General features: G+C 63.2%; 15 protein-coding genes. 7 read left to right on the forward strand and 8 right to left on the reverse strand.

From position 1 onward, the window contains the following. Positions 1–51 precede the first annotated feature (51 nt). On the reverse strand, positions 52–210 hold the full coding sequence (locus PV762_RS27165; RefSeq protein WP_421038118.1) for a hypothetical protein: 159 nt from the start codon (positions 208–210) through the stop codon (positions 52–54). Positions 211–338: 128 nt separating this feature from the next. Here PV762_RS27165 and PV762_RS27170 point away from each other — a divergent pair, with 128 nt between their 5' ends. Together PV762_RS27170 and PV762_RS27175 are read left to right on the forward strand one after the other, a co-directional pair. Next, the gene (locus PV762_RS27170) at positions 339–806 is read left to right on the forward strand and encodes an OsmC family protein (protein WP_421038119.1); all 468 of its coding nucleotides are present in this window, start codon (positions 339–341) and stop codon (positions 804–806) included. Positions 807–942: 136 nt separating this feature from the next. Next, positions 943–2,613, forward strand: coding sequence for a hypothetical protein (locus PV762_RS27175; protein ID WP_421038120.1), 1,671 nt, complete (start codon positions 943–945; stop codon positions 2,611–2,613). 70 nt (positions 2,614–2,683) lie between these two features. Here the strand turns inward: PV762_RS27175 and PV762_RS27180 are convergent, their stop codons facing one another. Continuing rightward, entirely contained in the window at positions 2,684–3,523 is an 840-nt protein-coding gene (locus PV762_RS27180) for a PA4780 family RIO1-like protein kinase (RefSeq protein ID WP_421038121.1), read from the reverse strand. Between the two features lie 20 nt (positions 3,524–3,543). Then, positions 3,544–4,941, reverse strand: a complete 1,398-nt coding sequence (locus tag PV762_RS27185) for a HipA domain-containing protein (RefSeq protein ID WP_421038122.1) — start codon at positions 4,939–4,941, stop codon at positions 3,544–3,546. Between the two features lie 35 nt (positions 4,942–4,976). On the opposite strand from PV762_RS27185, the gene PV762_RS27190 reads away from it, so the two are divergent. The 5 genes from PV762_RS27190 (at position 4,977) to PV762_RS27210 (ending at position 11,915) form a co-directional block, all read left to right on the forward strand. Further along, complete coding sequence (locus tag PV762_RS27190) at positions 4,977–5,879, forward strand: YihY/virulence factor BrkB family protein (RefSeq protein WP_421038123.1); 903 nt, start codon at positions 4,977–4,979, stop codon at positions 5,877–5,879. A gap of 143 nt (positions 5,880–6,022) precedes the next feature. After that, complete coding sequence (locus tag PV762_RS27195; RefSeq protein WP_421038124.1) at positions 6,023–6,679, forward strand: DUF2878 domain-containing protein; 657 nt, start codon at positions 6,023–6,025, stop codon at positions 6,677–6,679. A gap of 430 nt (positions 6,680–7,109) precedes the next feature. Further along, complete coding sequence (locus tag PV762_RS27200) at positions 7,110–9,089, forward strand: hypothetical protein (RefSeq protein WP_421038125.1); 1,980 nt, start codon at positions 7,110–7,112, stop codon at positions 9,087–9,089. A 3-nt stretch (positions 9,090–9,092) separates the two neighbouring features. Then, on the forward strand, positions 9,093–10,061 hold the full coding sequence (locus PV762_RS27205; RefSeq protein ID WP_421038126.1) for an ATP-binding protein: 969 nt from the start codon (positions 9,093–9,095) through the stop codon (positions 10,059–10,061). A 516-nt stretch (positions 10,062–10,577) separates the two neighbouring features. Further along, a complete protein-coding gene (locus tag PV762_RS27210; protein ID WP_421038127.1) occupies positions 10,578–11,915 on the forward strand; it encodes a hypothetical protein in 1,338 nt (445 codons plus the stop codon). A gap of 59 nt (positions 11,916–11,974) precedes the next feature. Here PV762_RS27210 and PV762_RS27215 read toward each other — a convergent pair whose 3' ends face one another. The 5 genes from PV762_RS27215 to PV762_RS27235 form a co-directional block, all read right to left on the reverse strand. Further along, positions 11,975–12,421 (reverse strand): hypothetical protein, encoded by a 447-nt coding sequence (locus tag PV762_RS27215; RefSeq protein WP_421038128.1) that lies wholly within the window; start codon positions 12,419–12,421, stop codon positions 11,975–11,977. Between the two features lie 124 nt (positions 12,422–12,545). Continuing rightward, on the reverse strand, positions 12,546–13,037 hold the full coding sequence (locus PV762_RS27220; protein WP_421038129.1) for a hypothetical protein: 492 nt from the start codon (positions 13,035–13,037) through the stop codon (positions 12,546–12,548). Then, on the reverse strand, positions 13,037–14,038 hold the full coding sequence (locus tag PV762_RS27225; protein ID WP_421038130.1) for a DUF4238 domain-containing protein: 1,002 nt from the start codon (positions 14,036–14,038) through the stop codon (positions 13,037–13,039). The genes PV762_RS27220 and PV762_RS27225 overlap by 1 nt, the downstream gene beginning before the upstream one ends. 20 nt (positions 14,039–14,058) lie before the next feature. Continuing rightward, positions 14,059–15,063, reverse strand: coding sequence for a hypothetical protein (locus PV762_RS27230; RefSeq protein ID WP_421038131.1), 1,005 nt, complete (start codon positions 15,061–15,063; stop codon positions 14,059–14,061). A gap of 98 nt (positions 15,064–15,161) precedes the next feature. Further along, entirely contained in the window at positions 15,162–16,190 is a 1,029-nt protein-coding gene (locus PV762_RS27235) for a DNA-binding protein (RefSeq protein ID WP_421038132.1), read from the reverse strand. Between the last annotated feature and the right edge of the window lie 212 nt (positions 16,191–16,402).

Genomic DNA, 16,402 nt, shown 5'->3' on the forward strand with positions numbered 1-16,402 from the left:
ATTCCCTTGGCGCTCATCCACCGCACGCGCCGGGCGCCGGCATCCCGCCTGTCACCAGGCGTCGTCCTTGTCCCGCTGATCGAGTTCGTCCGCGCTCAGACTGGCGTCGCGACGCACGGCGCGCCTGACGCTGCCGAAGATGGCGATGACCAGTGCCGCCACGAGCGCGCCCCCCAGGAGCAGGGCCTCCCAGCCCGATGTCGTTTCCATTCCTCTCCCTCAACCCGACTTCAATTTCTTGTCAGTCTAAATGTTGCCTTCCGCACATATCTACCCCGATGTGCGGGGTGCGTACGATTCGTCTGATCTACTCGGAATCCCGACAGGAGCTACCCAAGATGGGACATCGCGAACACCGCTACACGGTCACCGTGCGCTGGACCGGCAACCGCGGCACCGGCACCTCGGCCTACAAGGCCTATGGCCGCGACCATGAGATCGAGTCCGCCGGCAAGCCGACCATCCCGGGATCGTCCGACCCGGCCTTCCTGGGCGACAGGACCCGCTGGAACCCGGAGGACCTGCTGGTGGCCTCGACCAGCGCCTGTCACAAGCTCTGGTACCTCCACCTGTGCGCCGAAGCCGGCATCGCCGTGCTCGACTACGTGGACGAGGCCGAAGGCACCATGGTCGAAGGCGAGAAGGGCCGCTTCACGCGGATCGTCCTGCGGCCCGGCGTCACCGTGCGCGCCGGTGACGACGTCGAACTCGCCCGGCGCCTGCACCACGACGCGCACGAGCAGTGCTTCGTCGCGAACTCGTTGAACTTCCCGGTGCTCTGCGAGCCGGTGATCCGGACGGCGTAATCTGGACGAAGTGATCCGGACGAAGTGATCCGGGGCGGCTCGTCAAGTCCCAGACCGACGCTTCCCCGTCCGGGCTGTGGCCGCGACGGCCCGCCGCGGTCAGGATGTGGTCCTCCGAGTCTCCGGATCCGATCGCATGCGTTTGCCCGTCCTTCGAGCCGCGTTCGCGGCCCGTGCCGCCTTCGGCGCCACAACCGCCAGTGCCGCCAGTGCCGCCGCGCTGATCGCGCTCTCCGCCCACGCCGTGCCCGACGCCAGGAGCCTGGTCACCGATTCCGCCGCCATGAGCCAGCTCGTCGAAGCCGTGAGCTACGACGTGATGTCGGAAGCCGCGATCGGCGCCTGCGATGACATCGGCGCGGATGCGGTTCCCGCGATGCGCGAAGCCTGGATCGCCTGGCGGGCGCGCTATCAGATCGCGCCGATGCGCGTGGTGCTCACCCGCATGATGCAGCGGCGCGGTGCCGATGCGCCCTGGGACAAGCTCGTCGAGCCTATGCGCCAGCGCGTGCTGAGCGACCCTCAGGCCTGCGCCACGCTCGCGCGCGAGTGGCAGGGCGGCGGCAAGGACGTCGCCGCGCGTTATCCGCAGGCGGGCGCCGTGGCGCGCGCGATCGTGCAGGCCAACCTCGTCATGCCGATCACGCCGCTGCCCGTCGCCGCCGAGCCCGCGCGGGGCCAGGTCTTGCTGCCCAGCCAGGTCATCGCCCTGACCGAGCAGCGCGGCAACTGGCTCGTGATTTCCGAGGAGGCGGCCCGCCGCAAGCTCGGCGTGGTCTATGTGAAAGGCCGCGTGGCCCGTGACATGCGCCGTCCGGAGAACTTCCACCTCCAGCAGGAGCAGGGCGACCGGATCGGAGGACAGCTCATCCACCTGAAGTTCAACGCCGAACCCTGGGTGGGCCGGGAGATCGTGCTGCGCGGCGTGGTCACCTCGCTGAACCGGCTGTCGATGGACCTGGCCGACGCGGCGCTGGTCAACGATGCGTCGGGCCTGACGCCGTCGCCGCTGGCGCAGACCCCGCTGGCCCGCAAGGCAGTGGCGCTGCGGCGCGTGTCGACCGCGCCGGGCAAGGGCCTGGCCGACAAGGACCTGGCCGCCGTCGTGATCCACGGCCAGGCCAACAACCTCAACGGCACGCGCTGGGAGGAGGACGTGCGCTTCCTGCTGCGCGACGGCAGCGTCTACGGCCGCACCGAGATGCCGCCGGACCAGCTCGACGTCGCCGCCTCGCGCCGGCTGGAGCCGCAGCGCTGGGGCCGCTGGCGCAGCGCCGGCAAGGGCTACGCGATGCAGGCACAGGATGACGACGGCCGCACGTCGGGCGACTGGAGGCCCGAGCAGCACGAGGCGGTGCGCCCGTGGCCGGCGGATGCGCGGCTGGAGGGCAGCTTCAGCCGGCGCAGCGTCACCGGCAGCATGATCACCGGCGGCACCTCGGCCACGCGCGGCATCCGCTTCACGAAGGACGGGCGGTTCGAGCGCAGCTTCAGCGCGATCTCCAGCACCGGCAGCCTGCAGGCGATCACGGGCACGGTGATCGCGGGCTCGTCGCACGGCGACGGCAAGGGCAGCAGCAGCACGGGCAGCAGCACCGTCAGCACGGGGCTGGGGGACGTCGGCGTCAGCAGCGGCACGCGCACCAAGGATGATGGCGCCAGCCGCCGCGGCCGTTATCAGCTGAGCGGTTATGCGATCACGCTCGAGTACGACGACGGCCACACCGAGCGGCTGCTCAGCTTCCCGGTCGACGGCGACAACCGGTCGGTCTATCTCGGCACGGGGAGCTACGACCGCGACAAGTGAGGCGGTCGTCGACCTGCGCTGGCCGCCCTGACGCCCAGTGCCTGCCGCGCTTCGATCCCCGGCGCGGGGCTCACTGCATCCGCAGACGCCGCGCGGCTTCCTCGTCGACGGCGTCGTCGATCTCGCGGATCACTTCGCCGAGGTCGACCGGACCGGTCGCGTGCTTGAAGCGACCCGTCAGCGGCGTATCGGGCGTGAGGTTGCCGCTTTCGTACAGGGCCCAGATCTCGTGTCCGTAGTCGGTGCTGAGCAGGTCCGGGGCGAAACCGCCGAAGAAGTCGCGCAGGTTGTTGACGTCGCGCAGCAGCATGCGCTTGGCGTGGTTGTTGCCCGCGGCGTCGACCGCCTGCGGCAGGTCGATGATCACGGGGCCGTCGGCGGCCAGCAGGATGTTGAACTCGGACAGGTCGCCGTGCACCACGCCGGCGCCGAGCATGCGCACGACTTCGACCAGCAGACGCTGGTGGTGGAGGCGGGCTTCCTCGGCCGTGAACATCGAGTCGTTCAGGCGCGGTGCCGCGTCGCCGTTCTCGTCGACGACCAGCTCCATCAGCAGCACGCCGTCCATGAAGTTGTAGGGCCGCGGCACGCGCACGCCGGCGCCGGCCAGGCGGTAGAGCGCATCGACCTCGGCGTTCTGCCAGGCGGCTTCCTGCGCCTGTCGCCCGAACTTCGTGCCCTTGGCCATGGCGCGCGCCTGCCGGCTGTTCTTGGTCTTGCGGTTCTCGGTGTAGTCGACGGCCTGGCGGAAGCTGCGATGCGTGGCCTCCTTGTAGACCTTGGCGCAGCGGGTCTCGTCGCCGCAGCGCACCACGTAGACCAGCGCTTCCTTGCCGCTCATCAGCTGCCGCACGACGGTGTCGATCAGGCCTTCCTCGATCAGGGATTGGAGACGCGGAGGTGCTTTCATGGATGCCTTGGGCAGTGTGCTCATCGAGCGCCGTTCGGGGCGGCTGGATGGGCGGGAACCAGAGGGGCGACGAACTCCCAGACCGCCGTCAGGTTCTCGGCGGCGAGTGCCTTCATGTCGTCCGACAGCGGCGCGGCCAGGGTTTCGGTCTGGGCTGCGGTCCAGAAGCGCTGCGCGGCGCGGGAGGCCTGTTCCCAGACCTCGGGACGGGCGCCTATCGGGCCGACCTTGGGCTCGATCGGGCGAAGATCCGGATCCACGCCGCCGCCGATGGAAGCGTATCGCATGGGCAGGATGTCGTAGGCGGGCGCGATGCCCTGGTATTCCCCGCGCTCGTCGATGAGCAGCGAGAGGTTCTCGAAGTGCCGATCGCCGTTGCCGATCAGTTCGCTGAAGGCGGCCATCGTATGGACGTGTCGGGCGTCCTCGGCGGACAGGTACTTCGCTGCCACGCAGCGCGCGGCGAACTCCGACCAGCTGTCGCGCTTGCCGAAGAATTCGTCGTCGACGGCGCCCGCGGAGAGCATGCCCACGCGGCCGTTGAGTCCCACGCGATCGAAGCGCTGGACTTCCAGGAACACGTAGTCGCCAGCCGCCAGCAACTGCGTGCGGGCGGCGGGCACGCCCACCTCGGCCAGCGATCGAAGCGCCAGGTGCTCGAGCGGCAACAGCTCCGCCATCCGGCTGCCCAGCTTGGCGAACTTGACGATCACGTGGCCGGCGTCCTCGGTGAGCCAGAGGAACTTGGGCTGCTCGCCGCCGACACTGGAGCCGTAGGCCGAGCCCTTCAGGGCGGTCGCCATCGCCAAGTAGGCGAGCGGCTTTTCGGTGACCGGAGTCGCCCTGGCCTTGCGGAGTTCCAGCTCCATTTGCAGAGAGGTATTGCCGAACACGAGGTTGCCCGGGAGGTTGAGGCCTCGCGAGAACAGATAGACGATGCGGTGCTCGTCGCTCCAGTCGCGCAGACTCTGCGGGAAGCCTTGTGTTCGAGCCAGGTCCTGGGCGAGTTGCTTGCCCAGAAAGCCCGACGGGGAGGCGAAATTGATGTACGGCGGTAGCCCTTCGTAGAGCGTGACGCGTCCGTTGTCCCCGGCCAAGCGCTCCAAGGTCGCTCCGCCGCTGAGGAACTCCAATTCCGCAAACGGAACGACGGAGCCGGATGCCAGCAGTCGGCTGACACGCTGCCTGGACGCCAGCCTCTGCGGCAGTTGGCGGAGTAGGGCGTACTTGGGCGTTCGGACGCCGCGAATACGAAAACTGGTAATAGGAAGAATGCCTGAACGAATAGTTCGAGACAATGTTGGCTGGCTCACTCCCAAACGGGCGATGAGGTCACTTCCGACACGCGGTCCCTCTCTCAGCGCACGCGCCAGCGCCTGTACGAGATCGTTCTCGGAAATGTCGCCTGATCCGGCCAATCTGAATCTTCCATGAATAGTTCAGAGAATTCTACATGAATGCTTCAAGGCTTGCCGGGCTCGCGCGTTGGGCGCGCATCGCAGCCATCCGCACGCCCGTCGTCGGCTTGCTGCTGCTCGCCATCCGCAACTACGTGCTGCACCAGAGCGCCAACCAGGCGGGGAGCATGGCGTTCTCGATGGTGCTGTCGATGTTCCCGCTCTTGCTGCTGTTATCGGCCGGGGCGGCGTACATCGGATCGCCCGGGGATGCGGCCGCGCTCGCGGGTCGGATCGTCGAGTACGCGCCACCGCTGGTGCGCAGCGCGCTCCAACCGGTGGTCAACCAGGTGCTGGCGCAGCGCAGCCAGGCGCTCCTGGCGATCGGCCTGTTCGTCACCTTGTGGACGGCGTCGTCCGGCATGCAGGCGGTGCGCACCGCGCTGAACCGCGCCTACGCCGTCGAACGCGGCCTGCCGTTCTGGCGGGCGCGCCTCAAGGTCACGCTGTTCACGCTGATCGTGGGCGGCGCCATCCTCGCCATCTTCAGCTCGGTCATCGTCATGCCCTACGTCTGGGAAGCGCTGGAGCGCGGCGTGGGCGCGGGTCGCGAGACGCTGTGGCTTCGCAACAGCGTGCGCTACGGCGTCGCCTTCCCGGTGCTGGTGGTGCTGTATGCGCTGCTCTACGGCTGGCTGCCCGACGTCCGGACGAAGTTGCGCACGGTGCTGCCCGGCGCGGTCGTCGGCGCGGCGCTCTGGGTCGCGGCGGCGGCGACGCTCTCGTACACCCTGCGCAGTGCGGGCAAGCTGGCGCTGCTCTACGGCAGCTTCGCCGGCGTGGTCGCCACGCTGGTGTTCCTCTACATCAGCGCGACAACGCTGATCTATGGGGCGGAGGTGAATGCCGTGATCCGGGAGCGATTGAAGGCGGGTGACGAGTCGGAGCCGCCCGTTTGATCGGATGGCGATGACGACACCGTGATCCGGCGGTCGTCGCCGCACGTAGAACGAGGCATTGACCTTTCCGCAATGACCTCGTCCCTTCTTCATCTGATGCTGATTTTCGAGTCCCGGCTGGCGATCGCGGTGGGGAGATCCCATTGAACCTGCGCCTTGCACTCAAGGCTGCGGCCCAGTTCGCGGTGTTCCAGGCCGCATGGTTCGCTTGCGTGTTGGGCGCGGCTCACGGTCGTCCGGGGTGGGGCGTGGCGGCCGTTGGTGCTGTCGTCGCGTTGAACTGGGCGTGGAGCGATGCGCGCATGGTGGAGGTGCGGATGACCCTGCTGGCGATTCTGCTGGGCGCGGCGTGGGACACCTGGATGCTGCGTTCGGGCGTGCTGAGCTACGCGTCCCCCGGGCCGATGCCCACGTTCGCCCCAATATGGATCCTTGCACTCTGGGCCCTGTTCGCGACCCTGTTGCGCGGTCCGCTGGCGTGGCTGCACGGGCGGCCTCTTCTGGCCAGCCTGATGGGCGCGGTCGGCGGGCCGCTGTCCTACCTCGCGGCGGTTCGACTCGGCGCGGGGGCTTTTCCAGACGCTAGCCGAGCCATGCTCGTCCTCGCCCTCGGATGGGCGGTGATGACACCCGCACTGACGGAAGCCGCGCGATTTCTGAACATGGAGCGACGACCGGGCAGGGCGCTCCAGCGTCGGCTTGGGATGGCCACCGCGCACTTGCGGGCGTTCCTTCGTGCTTCCTCCGCCGCTGGCCCGCAAGTGGGAGATGGCGAGAGAGGCAAGCAAGAGAAGAGATGACACCGGCCGGATGCAAGGCGGCGTGCGCGTTTGTCGATGACGCGTGGACGCCGAGGTTCTGACCCGGCTCGCGGCGAAGGGCACGCTGCTGAGCTCAAGCGCGGACTTCGGATGACGGTGCACATCGGCGTGGACATGGCTTCAGGGCTCCGCACTCCGTGCCACGACGTCCGTTCAGAACCTAAATATTGTTCCCGGATCTGCGGCCGCGTCCCTAGGCACACCCATCATTCCTTCCATTGTTTTCTGGCACTTCATCTCCTAGAGTTTGTTCTCAAACTGACGCATTCCTACATCTTGTTCGTTGGCTGGCGATGCTGGGAGGTCGGAGGAATGTATGGAGAAGACGCCCCCCGGTAGGCACATCGGCGGAGTTACGGACCGTCCCGACTTTGACCTCGGCTCCTGGCCTACACCTGACGTCGGTGCCTTGGACCGCGACAAGCGCAAGGCCTATCTTGATAGGAAGAAGGCCGTCGAGATGTGCGTTGCTGGCAGCTCGAACGCAGCGATCAAGCGTGCCTGCGGAATCGGACTGAAGCAGGCCACGCGGCTGATCAAAGAGCGCTGCATGCTGATCCATGCCGATGGGCGAATTTTCGGGTTTCGGGCGCTCGTAAAGAGCTTGCGAATCAATCCGTACACCCGAACTAAGCCAGTCGCCATTGATGCCTTCGGGCGCGGCGGCGCCGGCGCTATGAGCGCGCTTCTCAGCCTCGACCCAGAGTTCAAGAAGAAGCTTGACCGGAAGATCCTTACCGGGATGGCGAAAGGAGAGCTGACCGAGGTCAAGCGTTCTCGAGTTTCTCTATGGCGGTGGTTCCTGGACGAGCTTCGTGCACGGAAGTATGAGATTCGCCGCGAATGGCCATTCAGCAGCGAGCAACCCGGCGGCTACGCTGCCTTGAACCGTTACGCGGACTCGGTTCTCAAAGACAACCCTCGTCGGTTGGCACAGGATGCAGGCGGCGAGTCAGCCGTGAGGAAGTTGCGCGCGGGTGACGGCGTCGATCGGCCAACGATGCGCCCGTTCCAAAGAGTGGAGATGGATGGACATAAGTTGGACGGCCGGTTCTGCGTTCTCTTGCCTGACCGGGACGGCTGGGTGGCACGCATCATCCATAGGCTGTGGGTCACAGTGCTCATAGAAACCTATTCGCGCGCGGTGCTTGGGTACTTCCTCAGCCTAGGGCGCGAGGTGCCAAAAGACGATGTGCTACGAGCCATCAAGTCCGCTTTGACGCGCTGGGTGCCCCGCCCCGTCACCTTCAGCGACACAGCCATGGCGGATGGGGCGGGCTTACCTTCGGTGCTGGGAGATCGCTTCGTTGGCCTCTGCTGGGAGGAGACCAGCGTGGACGGTGCCTTGGCTGAGACTTGCAGAAGCGTGAAGGAGCAGCTTGCCCTCGTCGTTGGCTCCGACCTGCTGGAGCCGGCAAACAGCTTTTCGGTTCGCCGAAGTCTTGACGATCGGCCGTTCATCGAGACTTTCTTTAGGACGCTGGGCGACCGCGGCCTACAACGACTCTCGAACTCAACGGGCGCATCTCCGCAGGCGCGGAAAGTTGTAGCGCCGGATGCCGTGGCGGTCGCCAGTCAGTTCCAGTATGAGTATTTGGAAGAACTCCTACAGAGCCTAATCTGCAATTACAACGCGACGCCGCACTCCTCGCTGGGCTATCGGTCACCGCTTCAGATGTTGAGCTATCTCGATGATCGCGGAACGCTGCCCCAACGGAGAGCTGATCCGAACCTTGTACAAGGGTTATTGACGTACCGAAAGCTCTGCCCTGTTCATGGTGGGGCGGGCGAGGGGAGACCGCCCTATGTCAACTTCGCGAACGCTCGTTACGGCGGTCCGACGATCAGGGATCGCGAGGACCTTGTTGGGAAAATGGTTTGGATGAGCAATCATCTCGAAGATGATGCTCGCGTGGCTCGCTGCACGCTCACGTCCGGTGAGCTGGTCGGAGTTTTGAGGGCGGCCCCACCGTGGGACAAACTCCCTCACAGTCTGGCGGTCCGTAGACAAATAAAGGCGCTTGAAAAGAGCAAGCGACTCAAAAGCCTCGGGTGCGATGCAATTCGCGCGTTCTTGCAGTTTGTAGAGACCCAGCCCAACAAGAAGCTTCCGGTTCATCCCGCTTATTTGGCGGTGCGACGCGTCCTTGCGCAAGAGGCCCAGAACTTCGAGGGAGACCGAGCCGCAGATCGTGCACTCCGAACGCTGACTGGGCTTGCACCAGAGACGGCGACGCAACTGGACGAAGAGGCGAAAAAATCGTCCGAAAGCTCGTTGCCACCGCCGCAGCCACCATCATCTCCGTCTAGGAAGACACCTTCGGACTCAGCGACTCGACCAAGCGTTAGCCGACGTCCGCTTCCGGCGCGTCGGCTCGCGGAGAACTGAGCGATGAGGCGTCTTCCCAAGCACATTGACCGCAAGCATCCACTGGTGACCGGTCAATATGCCATCTTCACCCCTGCCGTTGATGCGTTTGTCGAAAAGCTTGGAGATTGGATAGATGGGAAGGTCACCGGCGGGTACATCTACGGTCCCTCAAGAGTCGGGAAGACTCGAGCAATCAGGTTTTATCTAGGGAGCGTGCTGGCGGAGCGCTTTGGGGGGCCCGTCCCCTTGCACGTGTGGAGTCGACCATTTGTGCAGAAGAGTGCCGCCGAGATTTATATGAGCATGCTGGACGGGTTCAAGCACGCGTACGGCGGAAAGCGGGCTTCACCCAACGAACGCTTGGCTATTCTAAAAGAATTCTTCATTGCTTCAGCTGGGAGTTGCCGGACTAACTCTGCCTACTTGATAGTCGATGAAGCCCAAGGGCTGACTACACAGGAATGGTTATGGCTCCTCGCCGTTCAAAACACTTTGGACTCAGAGGGCTATGCACTCTCGGTGTTCTCAGTGGCCTCTCATCAAATGGCCTATGAGTTCAATCTCCTGGCTAGGACCGGTAATCCGCATGTGGGCGCGCGATTCCTCGTAGATCACTGGACTTTTCCAGGGGTGCAGTCAATCGAGGAGCTGGAATATATCCTCAACGGCTACGACGAGGATAGTCAATGGCCGCGCGAGAATGGTAAAAGCTATCTTGCATATTTCGCGCCGGACGCGTTCGAACAGGGGAAGCGTCTGGCGCATTGCGCGGCAAACTTGTGGGAGTGCTTGGTGGCACTGTTGCCAGCGGGAGCTGTAATTGATTGGAACTTCCCGATGAAGCACATCGCGCTTGCAGCAGAGGACGCGCTCTTTCGACTCGCTTCTGGAGAAGATTGGAGTGAAGTGACGTCTCAGGAGAGTTGGATCGATGCACTGACGAAGCATCGATTTGCCGATCATATGCGGGCGGTAAGTGTCGATCTTTAGCTTTAGGACGCGACGTTGTCCCGCACAATTCAAAGCGTTGATCTGGGCGAAGCTCAGCAAAGCCGTGTGAAATATACATGGTGGCCCGGAACAATACAGCCCTACTCGTCACTTTGGGTGATTACATTGCGCTTTGCATTGCTAAATCGGCCCAAGTATGAGGCCCTGCATGCGGATCTTCTTGGGGTAAATCAGGAGAATCGAAATCCACGATGCATTCTCAGGTTTCGAAGCGATGTTAGATGGCCGCAGCACAGTTCGGTCGACCTGCGTGGGTTTGCCAGAATGTTGCAGGAGCCAATTACAGCCTTCCGGTGGTGTAATGAGAGAGAGTTCCCCATTGGCTTCCGTTACTGCCTAAAGCCTGGAACTTGGCTTTGTCCGGACTGCATTGGAGAGGGTTTCCACACAACCCTTTTTTCCGCGTCTTTTCTTACGCGATGCCCGTATCACGCAGCACCGCTACTCAACCACTGTCCGAAGTGTGGCTGGTTTCTCGCAGATCGAGCGAAGCTCATGACCGGCAGTTTGCTCAGTATCTGCCGATGCAATAACGAATGGATGAGTATGAGCAACGCGCGCCAGCCCGTGCGCATCCCTGCTCGAGACTCCACGCTACGGTCCGTCATCCGCTGGATGAAATCGTCAAGTCGACGTTTCTGGACTTACCATCACGGGCCAGCACAAGTCTTCGGAGAGTCGCATACGCTGGAGTCTCACATCTATCGATGGGGAAGGGAGCTTGGAGAGTGGTGGCCGTATTGGGCGAGTGTTGATGTACCAGCGCCGGATGATCCGTCGTTTATCCCTTGCATCGAACGCTCTGGAATCAAGCTTTCTGGCCTCGATGCATTGCCCCGCACGCCCCGTTGGGCGCGCCCGCCCAAGAGAGAGTGGAACGATCCCAAACCGTCTAACCACCAAAGTATTTACAAATCCATCCGGCGCTACCTCGTGAAACACGTCCTCGGATGCCGCGTCGCGTTGATGGTGTGGATCGGAAAGAATCAACTAGCGGTTGATTTCAGGGAACGACTCGCTGCGGACCCTTATATTAAGCAAGCATGGTTCATCCTGCGCTGGATGCAGTGCTCCGCAGTTGGTTCAGCGGGCGCTAAGCGATGGTTCAAGGCAGTGCTAGGTCACCCGCATGATTGCTTTTCGTCAGACGAGCCTGTAAAACACTGGGCATGGCCTACACGAAGGACCATTCACTTCAGCCGTGGCGGAATATGCTCCGATTGGATTGCCGACTGGCTCAATGCCAACGAAGCTCTCGTGGACTGGCCGACTGACGAACTTTTCGAGCATTGCTCGACTAATGAAGGTTTTCTGTTCGCACTGTTTGGGTTGTCGAGCCCTTTACGATGGTGGGCCTGGCTCGACGAGCGCGGAAAGCTCGCTTTTGGTGCGCGCCGTCGGCGTATTACGGGATGGACGCCGGCTCACCGGACCGTCAAGAGCAACGGCGAGAAATACAGATTGCGTTGCGAGGAGAAGTTGCACCGACTCCGTCTGGCCATGGGCGCTCAGGTGATCCGAATGCACGATGACGGAACGTGGAAGAGCGAACCACGCCGTACGTTCGCACCGGACGCCGATCTCCGCAGGGCGCGGCTTAACGCGGGCCTTGGTATAAAATCATGGTTCGGCACTGCGCGGGACCCTTCGCCTACAACCAATCCAGATCAGCCGTGGCTATTGCGAAGCCTAGATTTTCCGGTTTGTGTCAACGCGGAAAATACGGTGGCCGGAGTACGAAAGTTAAAGGCCGCAGTTCGAGCATACGTTGCATATTTCGGAAAACCTGAGGCTCGGATTGAAAGGGGAGGGGTCTCGTCCGAAGCCATATAAGGAATCATGTGTTGGTTTTGAGGGTTGGCCATAATTCCTGAAAATTCGCAGAATGTGTTCTATGTGTCTGATTTTTCAAGTGTTTTTAAAGGGGATTGCAACGCCTTCGATGTCGCGCTGCATAGGCCCTCGCGTTCCAAGTTCTTGGCCCGTAGCTTGCGATGTAGCGAATCCCTCACCGCACTCGGCTTGAAGGCAGCCGAGTCGCTACAACGGAGCAGCTTCTTTGACACGTCGGTCTCCACCGCCACAGCTTCAGCGCTAACCAGGCGCCGCGTGCCCCGCTCTACAAGTTCCACACCCGGTTGGCCGACCATCGAGACCACCAGGATCGCCCCGAGCATGCGCCAGGGCAACTTGTCGAGGTTGTTGACCAGCATCGCTCCCAAGCGAGCGATGGCACTGTCATTACGGAAATACCAGAGGTAGGCGTGCTCGCCCTGGGGCGGCGTCGCCTCGGTGGAACGGGCGGTCGTCGTGCGCGAGGCGCGGTTCGGCTTGCTCATGCGGAAAATGCTACGGAGCCTGCAAACCGGGCCGGAGGCCTGTTTTCCGGATTTAGCGGCACGAGCAGCGCCGCTCGCGATACTGCTGCTTCCAATCCCCTTTGCGCCGAACCGCGGAGGAAGCTCAAGGGGCGTCAGCGATCTTCGCCGCGTGGCGTAGCAGCGCAAGGATCAGCCTGGCGCACGAGTCGCGGAACTCATCATGTAGCGCGGGGTCCAGGAGCGGGGTCAGTGCCCGGGCCGAATTACTTTCATGCTGGACGCTGAAAGCTTTTCCGTCCGCGTGGGCGATCGTGCCGTGGCGGAGCTCCATGAGGAGGTCTCGCAGAGCCTGGAACTTGGCCAGATCGATGTGATGCGGGAAAGCCTCCCGCTCAAGCGCGTCAAGTTCCACCGCCATCTGCTTGTTCGAAGCGACTGCGGCGCCATCCTCGTAGCCGACCGTATAAAGCTGCCCGAAGTAGACGATCGCCAGCCGGATTAGGTGCCGCGCCGCGCTCTGCGCTTCGGTTGAGTGCAGAGCCTCACTTGCCGGAACGCCCTGGAGCCGCTGCGCCAGATCGAGACAGTCCCGGCAGTCCGTGAGCGCCGTGGCCCACAGGAGTGCACGTCCCATCAAGGGTTTCGCCACTTCTGCCCCTTCGTTGGAGTGCGAGGTGTCTCTTCGGATGCGTTCTGAGTGTTCAGCGCGGCGGCGAGGCCCGAATCCGCATTGACCGCCGCTGGTTGCGGGCGTGGTCCGAGGCCAAGCCCCGCGCCGGCGGCCTCCTTGGCCAAACGGGCTTGCAACAATCGCTTGTGCGCGAGATCGGTGCCGTAGACGTAGACGCTTGCCTGCTCGACCATGAAGCGGTTCAACTCCCTCAGCAACACCACGTCCCCTTTCTTGACGACGCGGCGGGCCGTTTCGCGGGAGTTGAACGCCAGGAAGGCCCGGTCCGGGGCCACTGGTAGGTACAGCAGGAAGTTGTCATTGAGCGCGCCGAACAGCGTCAGCGGCCGGTCACCAATGAGGAGCCGCTCCGAGGTGCCAGTGAACCGCCTTGTCACCCAAGAAGCCTCGAAGATCGTCCGGTTGAGCGCCGAGGTCTGGATAAGCGTGGGCAGCGAGCGCGTGCCGAAATCCTGGAGCAGGTCTGGGGAGTTCTTTTCCACATAGCGCCTGAGGCTTGCCTCGGGCCGCGGACCGCGCGCCTCCAGGAAGTCGTCGGGCCCGGTGTCGAGCTCGTCGCCCAGGGCCTCGATGCCACGAGCGCGCACATGCGCAACCGCGCCCGGACCGCGTAGGGCCAGCGACACCAGAAAGAGCGTCCACGCGTACTGCTGTTGCTCGGTGAGGCGGTTGAGCTGATCGTCCAAGATTGCTCGATGAACCTGCGACGCGGGTTCGTCGACGTGCAGCGTCATGAACTCTCGCTCAAGAATCTGGCTCGGTTCCCCACGCGCGCGGCCGATGGCATAGAGGTCGCGCTCCTTCGCAACAGACCTCGCCTTGTAGCGTTTTTCGGAGATGTCGCCCCGCAGCCATCGCATGGCGGACAGGCGTCCGTCTGCGTTGCCCTCCCAGCGGCTCAAAAGGAATCGCGGGATGAAGTGATGCTCGTTGTGCGTTCCCATGTGCAAGGGCAGCCGGCGTGTCAGTCGCAGATGTGGATGCCGGTGTGGCGCAGCATGTCGGTGGATCTCATCGCATGCAGGCCTTGCATGGTGGACAAGCGTTTGGACGCCGGTGTGATCAGCTTGGCGACGCGACGGATTTCGGCATCCCGCAAGCCAAAGACCGTGCCGGCGAAGCGAGGGGCATCACCGTCGAGGGCATCAACGATTGCGTTCATCGCGCCCTGCAGGTCCGGGCTCAGCCGGGTCACGTTCAGGTCGTCAAACGCGAAGCCCAGAAAGACAAGGCGTTCGGCCTCCGAGATGATCTTCTTGGCCCGATCGAAGCCCTCGGAGTGCTGGTCCCCGCGGTGCTCTGGAATCACCCGGATCTGCGACGCGGCTTTGGTTACCAGACGCTGACGATGCTGCTCGTCAGCCGAGGAGATACCGGAGTCGCGCAATCCGCCCAGCCCATAGGGAACGAAGTTCTGCGATTGGGGGTTAAGGCTACCCAGGCTGCCATACACGTGGACGATCGGGAACTGCGCTGTCGCTGTCCACGCTTCGTCATCGGTCAGCTTGTACGTGTGCCGCAGGAAGCTCCACAGTGCCAGTTCCAAAGAGCGGTCATAGTTGAAGGTGACGAACGAGACCTTGTTGCTGCCCAGGTGCTCGCGAGGACAACGGATGGCATTGAACACGGCTGCGTACCAATCGTCGTCGTTGGCGTCGTCAAACAACCGATGAACTACCTCGTAGCCAAGCAAGACCTTGGCGATGGCAATTCGGCCGATCTCCGCGAACTCCATGCGATTCGCGAGGAACGCGTCAATGGACGGGGCCTTGGATTCGATGAAGGCCTGGAAAAACTCCGTCGTCGAAGGTTCAACGGCGATAGGTTTTGGTCGATCAAGAAACTTCACATCGTGCAGGTACGTCGCTGGCACTTTCATGATGTCCTGGCGCAGCTTGACGCCGAGGGGAAAGCCATAGGGGTAGCTAGCGCCGGCGCCTAGAACGAACACGGTGTTTTTGTGAATCAAGGCCTCTCTCCTCCCTTGCGTTCCTATTCTGCTGCATGCGGTACACGCGGTGGCGGTCGGAGTCGCACGTGCTCAGGCGACCGCTGGCGGTTCGCGGGTCAGCTTGATGCAGGCGCGGAGTTTGGGCTGGCGCCCCCGATGCGCGACAGCACGTCCTTCATCAACTGGTCGTGCGCCAGCGCGGAGGCCCCGGCAGCTGCCAGTTGTCGTTCCAGCTCTAGGTTGCGCTGACCCAGTTCCGTCGCGCGCGCCAGCAAGCTCTGGTATTGACTGCTTGCCTGCGCCGCCTGGGCGCGAAGGTCTTCCACGGCCTGCGTCTGGATGGCCAGACGCTGCGCGGCAGGTTTGAGTTCACGGAGCAGGTCGTCGAGCTGGCGTTTCTCGGCCCGCGCGCCCGTCAACTGAGCCAATGCGTCCGCCTTCTCCTGCAAGGCGCTACGCAGTTCGGTGTGCTTTGCACTCAGCGATTCGGAGGACGCGCGCAGCTCCCCTTGCAGGTACTGCAACTGCTGCTCGTGCTGGCGCGCCTCGCGATCACGTTGGTCGCGCGATGACTGACGGAAGTGGTCCAGCGCCTCCCGGGCGTGGTTGTGCTTCTCCTCCAGCGAAGCGATGTGCACCTGGGCCGCCTTCAGTTGCTCCTGGAGACCGGTGACCTGGGCACCGAGTTGAGCCGTTTGCTCAGCGCGTTCCACACGGGCGGCCACCAGATCCGCCTCCAGTTCCTGCCTACGCGCTCGCTCACCGGCAAGCTCGCCCGCTAGGCGCTCGACCTCCAGGCGCGCGGTGCGTGCGTCGGCCTGAGACCGGTCCAGCGCCTCACTGATGCGCTTCAGTTGGGCCGCGTGTCCGGACTGGAGGGTGTCCAGCCGCTCCTTTGCCTCGTACTCCAGCCGTGCCGCCAAGTTGGCAACAAACGCCTGCAGTTCCTCGCTGACCGACACCTGCGGGGAGTTGACGCCGCCCTCGTCGGCCTCGATTTCCTTGAGGTGCCGGTAGATGGTTGCCTTCGAGCCAGTGTTGCCCAGTTCGATTCGAATCGCGTCGATCGACGGGTGTTTGCCGGCTTTCATCAGCCCCATCCTTGCTCGTTGTACCTCTGCCTTGCTCACACCTGGTCGTGCCATGTCCGCCCTCAATTTCGTATGTGATACGTAATGTGTATGGTACGTAATACATTACGAGCTTTCAAGCCTCGAATTGCGCGGAGAACTAAGATTGGTTAATGTCTGGTTATTCAACCTGATCGCAGGAATGCGTCGTGGACCCCCATCCTAAGGGGCCAAAACCGTCTGGAACCCTGGTTCCCCGCGCAAAGTCCGCTGAAATCCGCCTTACC

The sequence above is a fragment of the Mitsuaria sp. CC2 genome (genome assembly GCF_048957715.1).
Lineage (GTDB): Bacteria > Pseudomonadota > Gammaproteobacteria > Burkholderiales > Burkholderiaceae_C > Roseateles.